This window comes from Plectonema radiosum NIES-515, assembly GCF_025753815.1.
In the GTDB taxonomy this organism is placed as follows: Bacteria; Cyanobacteriota; Cyanobacteriia; order Cyanobacteriales; family Nostocaceae; genus Hassallia; species Hassallia radiosum_A.
Genome location: NZ_JAOWRF010000148.1, coordinates 1 through 4617 on the forward strand (window position 1 = coordinate 1; position 4617 = coordinate 4617).

Annotated in this window: 4 protein-coding genes and 2 pseudogenes; 4 read left to right on the forward strand and 2 right to left on the reverse strand. The window is 39.5% G+C overall.

The annotated features are described in order from the left end of the window. Positions 1 to 180, forward strand: a pseudogene (locus tag OGM63_RS09765) (hypothetical protein); the annotation flags it as partial. Positions 181 to 617: 437 nt separating this feature from the next. Here the strand turns inward: OGM63_RS09765 and OGM63_RS09770 are convergent. After that, positions 618 to 1892, reverse strand: a complete 1275-nt coding sequence (locus OGM63_RS09770; protein ID WP_263745320.1) for a peptide ligase PGM1-related protein — start codon at positions 1890 to 1892, stop codon at positions 618 to 620. A gap of 344 nt (positions 1893 to 2236) precedes the next feature. On the opposite strand from OGM63_RS09770, the gene hisH reads away from it, so the two are divergent. From hisH to OGM63_RS09785, 3 genes are all read left to right on the forward strand, one after another. After that, the gene (gene hisH / locus OGM63_RS09775) at positions 2237 to 2854 is read left to right on the forward strand and encodes an imidazole glycerol phosphate synthase subunit HisH (RefSeq protein WP_263745321.1); all 618 of its coding nucleotides are present in this window, start codon (positions 2237 to 2239) and stop codon (positions 2852 to 2854) included. Further along, positions 2848 to 3651 (forward strand): imidazole glycerol phosphate synthase subunit HisF, encoded by an 804-nt coding sequence (gene hisF, locus OGM63_RS09780; protein ID WP_263745322.1) that lies wholly within the window; start codon positions 2848 to 2850, stop codon positions 3649 to 3651. The genes hisH and hisF overlap by 7 nt, the downstream gene beginning before the upstream one ends. A gap of 116 nt (positions 3652 to 3767) precedes the next feature. Continuing rightward, complete coding sequence (locus tag OGM63_RS09785) at positions 3768 to 3962, forward strand: hypothetical protein (RefSeq protein ID WP_263745323.1); 195 nt, start codon at positions 3768 to 3770, stop codon at positions 3960 to 3962. A 301-nt stretch (positions 3963 to 4263) separates the two neighbouring features. Here OGM63_RS09785 and OGM63_RS09790 read toward each other — a convergent pair. Further along, positions 4264 to 4617, reverse strand: a pseudogene (locus OGM63_RS09790) (hypothetical protein); the annotation flags it as partial.

Below are 4617 nucleotides of genomic sequence, written 5' to 3' on the forward strand. Positions count from 1 at the left end.
AGGATGGACATAACAGGTGCAAGGTGGAGTTTGCAAGGTGCTGAAGCCGTTTTGCGTCTTCGTTCCCTTCATATTAGTGGAGATTGGAATGAGTATTGGCGCTTTCATTTACGCCAAGAATACAAGCTTCAGAAGGCAGCTATGCTGGAGGCACTTATGCAGAAGGGAACCCACGTTTAAAAACGTGGGATTGAAATAATGACGCCTTGTATAAGAGTGCTACGCATCTCGACACAAATCTTTTTATACTAGTGGGCTTTAGACCCACAACGCGCATTTTTTATTAATACTTCTTTCATAAGTGCCTTCTGCCCTCTGCGCTCTGCCTTTCTTTGTAATTACCTACCATTGTACAGAAATATTCCTTTCATGAAACGGGTTGTTCTTGCTCGTTGTTCAACGACTCCACCATCACTTCCAATGGTTGTCTAAAATCATTCTTTGTCTTTCTAAAAGAGCCGCACCCATTTAATTTTCAGATCCGTTTAAATACGTTCGCATGAATCGGTTATGGGCAAGGCAGGGCAAAAGGCATTCAATTGTCGGTATAATCCATAACTTTACCTTCTGCCCTCTGCCTCCAGCATAGCTGCCTTGCAAGGGAGGTCAGGTCACAATTAATACGTCACACCAGTAGTTTGCTCGTCCAATGTTTTGATAACCTTATTGTAAATTTCCTCTGCTTCTTGGGGAGAATTCCCAACACATGTAAATCCCAACCTACCTACTTCTGATAAACAACTCATTAAATGGAAAATGCAGCCAGTCTCAGTGCTATTATTGAAGTGAAGTTTATGTTCAGCGATAATATCTATCAGTTTACTGGGGAGAAAGCCTCGATATTGATCTTTTTGTAATTTGTCAAATGCGACATAGTATTTTGGAGTCCCCTTCTGACTATAAAATAATCCGCTAGAAAAATCATATTGGCCATTAGTTAAGCTTTGGAGAAGCCTAAACGGATGCGTAGTACCTCCTTTACGCAAGTTAATTTCAACAGCTTGAAGTTCCCAGTAAAACTCACCTTCATCAGATGATTGACGGACTGCTACAAAATCTACGCAAAAGTCTTCTAGAGCTCCTTTTTTAGCTAGATTTTTACCAATCTGTAATCCAAACTCCTTCAAACGTATACTGAAAACTGGATCGGCAGGAAAACTGCAGCCTACATATACTTGATTGTCAAGACCACCCATAATTTGCTCATGGGTCGAGAAGATTTCTACCTTTCCATTGGGTTTTATACTACCTTGAACACTGGGTGAGAGTTTGGTCTCACCTTCTATAAAAATCTCTACAATAGCCCCCAAGTCTGGAATCCTACTGCTGAAGTTTTCCCACGTTTCATTTTTGGCTTGAAAACGCATATTGGTAAAGTTTCTGTAAATGGTGTTGGCTCTTTCGGCACGGGAAGCAGAGCCAGGCGCTACACTTGAGACAGGCTGTAAATCAAGCAAGGCATTCCCTTGCCCAGAAAATCCCTCGTTGAGCTTGATTACCATCCTTCGAGCCGTTGGTTGACGTTCCCATAAAGCGGCAGCAGCCAGTGCTAAGTCTTCTACATTCCAAACTAATTCGCTACCTTCAGGGTGAGGAATACCGCACTCGGCAAAGATATGATGGCTGCCACTTTTTGTTCCCCAGCATTCTAGCTCTGGATTTAAAGCAAATAGAGGTATACTCAGTAGTATAGAGAGATCTTGCTCAAGAGGGGTTGAATTGTAACAAATCATGTAAGACTGTTCTGGTTGTAATGCTTGATGAATCTGCTGGATTAGATGGGGGCGCTCCAGAATCTTCTGTGTTAAGGGTTTATGAGAAGGATCGTCAGTTGAGAGTAGTAATAGTCGATCACAGTCGCTAGGTGACGAAAATCCTAATATTAAGCGCATGTAATAGTTAATAATACTAGGAGGCAATGATTGAGAAGTAAGATAGATGAGTTTGGAGCTAGGATTTCGCAGATGAGTCAAATAGAACAGAAGCCTTTCCTCAAAATAGTGAACTCCCTCAATTTTCTGAGCTTCTCGTTGATCGAGACTGAGAGAGGGTATTACTAGAAGATCTTGCTTTATATTACCCAGTTGCTCTGGTTCTAACCAGTGCTTACACAATTGACTTTGTAATTCTCTAAAGCGAGACTTCTTTTCATTTTCCGATAAGGGTGGATAGAGAAACGTCATTGTTTTCTGATAGAAGTTACGATTGAACTTTTTAATTTTACTATAAAAAGATTATGATTGATATTATTGACTATAAAGCAGGGAATGCTCCAAGTGTTTCCTACGCATTAGAGAAGCTAGGTATTTCTTGTCGTTTAATTACTACGGCGGAAGAAATTGAGAGTTCAACGAAAATCATTTTTCCTGGTGTTGGTTCTGCAAAAGCAACTTTAGATTCGCTTAGACAGATGGGTTGTTTGGAAAACTTACATAAAAAAGTCATTGAAGAACGAGTTCCATTTTTAGGAATATGTATTGGATTTCAAATTCTGTTTGAGTACAGTGAGGAGGATGATACTGAATGTTTTGGCTGGATTAAAGGTAAAGTAAAACAATTCTCTAAGCAATTAAATCCGGTTCCTCAAATAGGCTGGAATGAAGTGAAGTTTACTCGTGAGCATCCTTTGCTAGAAGGTGTTGGTCAATCTAATTATTTCTACTTTGTTAATTCGTACTATGCAGTTCCAAAAGAAAATAGTGTTATCTTTGGACTCACCGACTATGGAGTAAATTTCTGCTCTGTTTTGTTAAAAGATAATATTTTCGCTACTCAATTCCACGTGGAAAAAAGTGGGCCAATTGGGTTACGTATTTTAGAAAATTTTGCCCATGAAAAAAGTAATTTATGTTAACTAAAAGGCTGATAGCTTGTTTTGATGTTATTAAAGGAAATGTTACTAAAGCGCAAAAATTTGAGGATAATATATTTATAGATTCAGCAGAAGTATTAGCAAAAAGAATGTACTCTGAACAAATAGATGAAATTATATTCTATGATATAACTGCAAGTTCAGAGAAAAGGAAGATAGATATAGAGACAGTTCGCAAAGTAGCAAAAAATGTCTTTGTACCTTTTACAGTTGGAGGAGGAATAAAGGCGATAGATGATATGTATCAAGTGCTGAAAGCCGGTGCTGAGAAAGTTAGTATTGATTCTATGGCAGTTCGTAATCCAAATATAATACAGATGGGAGCATTGGCGTTTGGTAGTCAATGCATTGTATTAAGCATGCAAGTCAAAAGAGTAAGAAAAACTGAAATCATTCCAAGTGGTTACGAGATTGCAATTGATGGTGCGAAAATTTTTACAGGACTAGATGCAGTAGAATGGGCTAGAAGAGGTGAAGCTTTGGGCGCAGGGGAAATAGTTGTTAATAGTATTGATAAGGATGGAACGCACAGTGGCTACGATGTCGAAATTACTTCTCTAATCAGAAAGGCTGTTAATATTCCAGTAGTTGCATCAGGGGGTGCTGGAAATCTAAGGGACATTATAAATGTATTTGAACAAGCAAATGCATCTGCTGCAATCATTAGTTCTATATTATATTCTCCGAGAATAACTAAAAATCTTACTGTACGAGAAATTAAACAGCAATTAAGAGTACAGGGAATACCAATCAGACCTTGGATTCCATCTGAGAATTGATAGGGAGCATCCCAGATTTGGCAAAAATCAGCAATTCCAAATTCAAATTTTGACAACGGGTACAGTTTAGCTTGAGGATAAAGGAGTATTTCTTCAGGGGCATCAACATGGAGCCGATGGCACTGAGTTTTGTGGTAATGCTGGGATTTCTCCAACAAGCGATCGCTAAAATCAATGACCCAAGGCTAGCCAGTAATGCAACACGCTACAGCATCTTTGATACTGTACTGGCGGCTTTTTCAGTATTTTTCATGCAGTGCGAATCGTTTTTGGAACACCAGCGTCAAATACATAGTCGTTGTGGGCTGTGATAATGCCCAAAGCTTGTTTGGTTTGACCCAAATTCCGACAAGACCGCAAAGAAAGCAACATTCTGGACGAGATTACAGCAAGGGAATTATTTCGTGTGTTCACCTGGATTTACCGTAGATTGGAGAGGGATGGGTATTTAAAACCCTATCATCTAAAACCTCCAGGAGACCCCCACTATATCGGTACTCCGAGAGCGTGGCGGGAGGAATGGAGGGGGAATTACGAAACGTTCCTTGAATGCTTTTGAGCGAATGCGAAAATAATGAGAGGAACAGTTGAGTAATTCCCAATTTCTTGGGTTTAATGTGCATACGAGTAACCATCCTTTGCATGAATGCGTTTACAAAACTTGTACGATATTCCTTGAACTAATCCGTTTTTAGCATAAATATTGAAACTACCTGATGAACGAATAGCCGTTTTTCCGACATAATTGCCAATCTTTTTACCAGTGGTAACTATTGCTCTAACAATGTCTCCAGTTTGAAAGCCAAAATGTATTTTCTCTCTAGGTACGTATCGAGTTGGGTTAAACTCAACGGGTTTGTTGCCTCCCCCGTTGGTCTTCAAAACCGTGCGTGAAAGTTGTCCCTTCACACGGCTCCTCAACTGTAGTTGTTTTGTCATAACAAGCTTCTCACCATTATTAAGGTT

Bases quoted from the DNA above. Each gene is read 5' to 3' on its own strand.
- hisH (WP_263745321.1), top strand. From the start codon at position 2,237: ATGATTGATATTATTGACTATAAAGCAGGGAATGCTCCAAGTGTTTCC.
- OGM63_RS09770 (WP_263745320.1), bottom strand. From the start codon at position 1,892: ATGCGCTTAATATTAGGATTTTCGTCACCTAGCGACTGTGATCGACTA.
- OGM63_RS09785 (WP_263745323.1), top strand. From the start codon at position 3,768: ATGGCACTGAGTTTTGTGGTAATGCTGGGATTTCTCCAACAAGCGATC.
- hisF (WP_263745322.1), top strand. From the start codon at position 2,848: ATGTTAACTAAAAGGCTGATAGCTTGTTTTGATGTTATTAAAGGAAAT.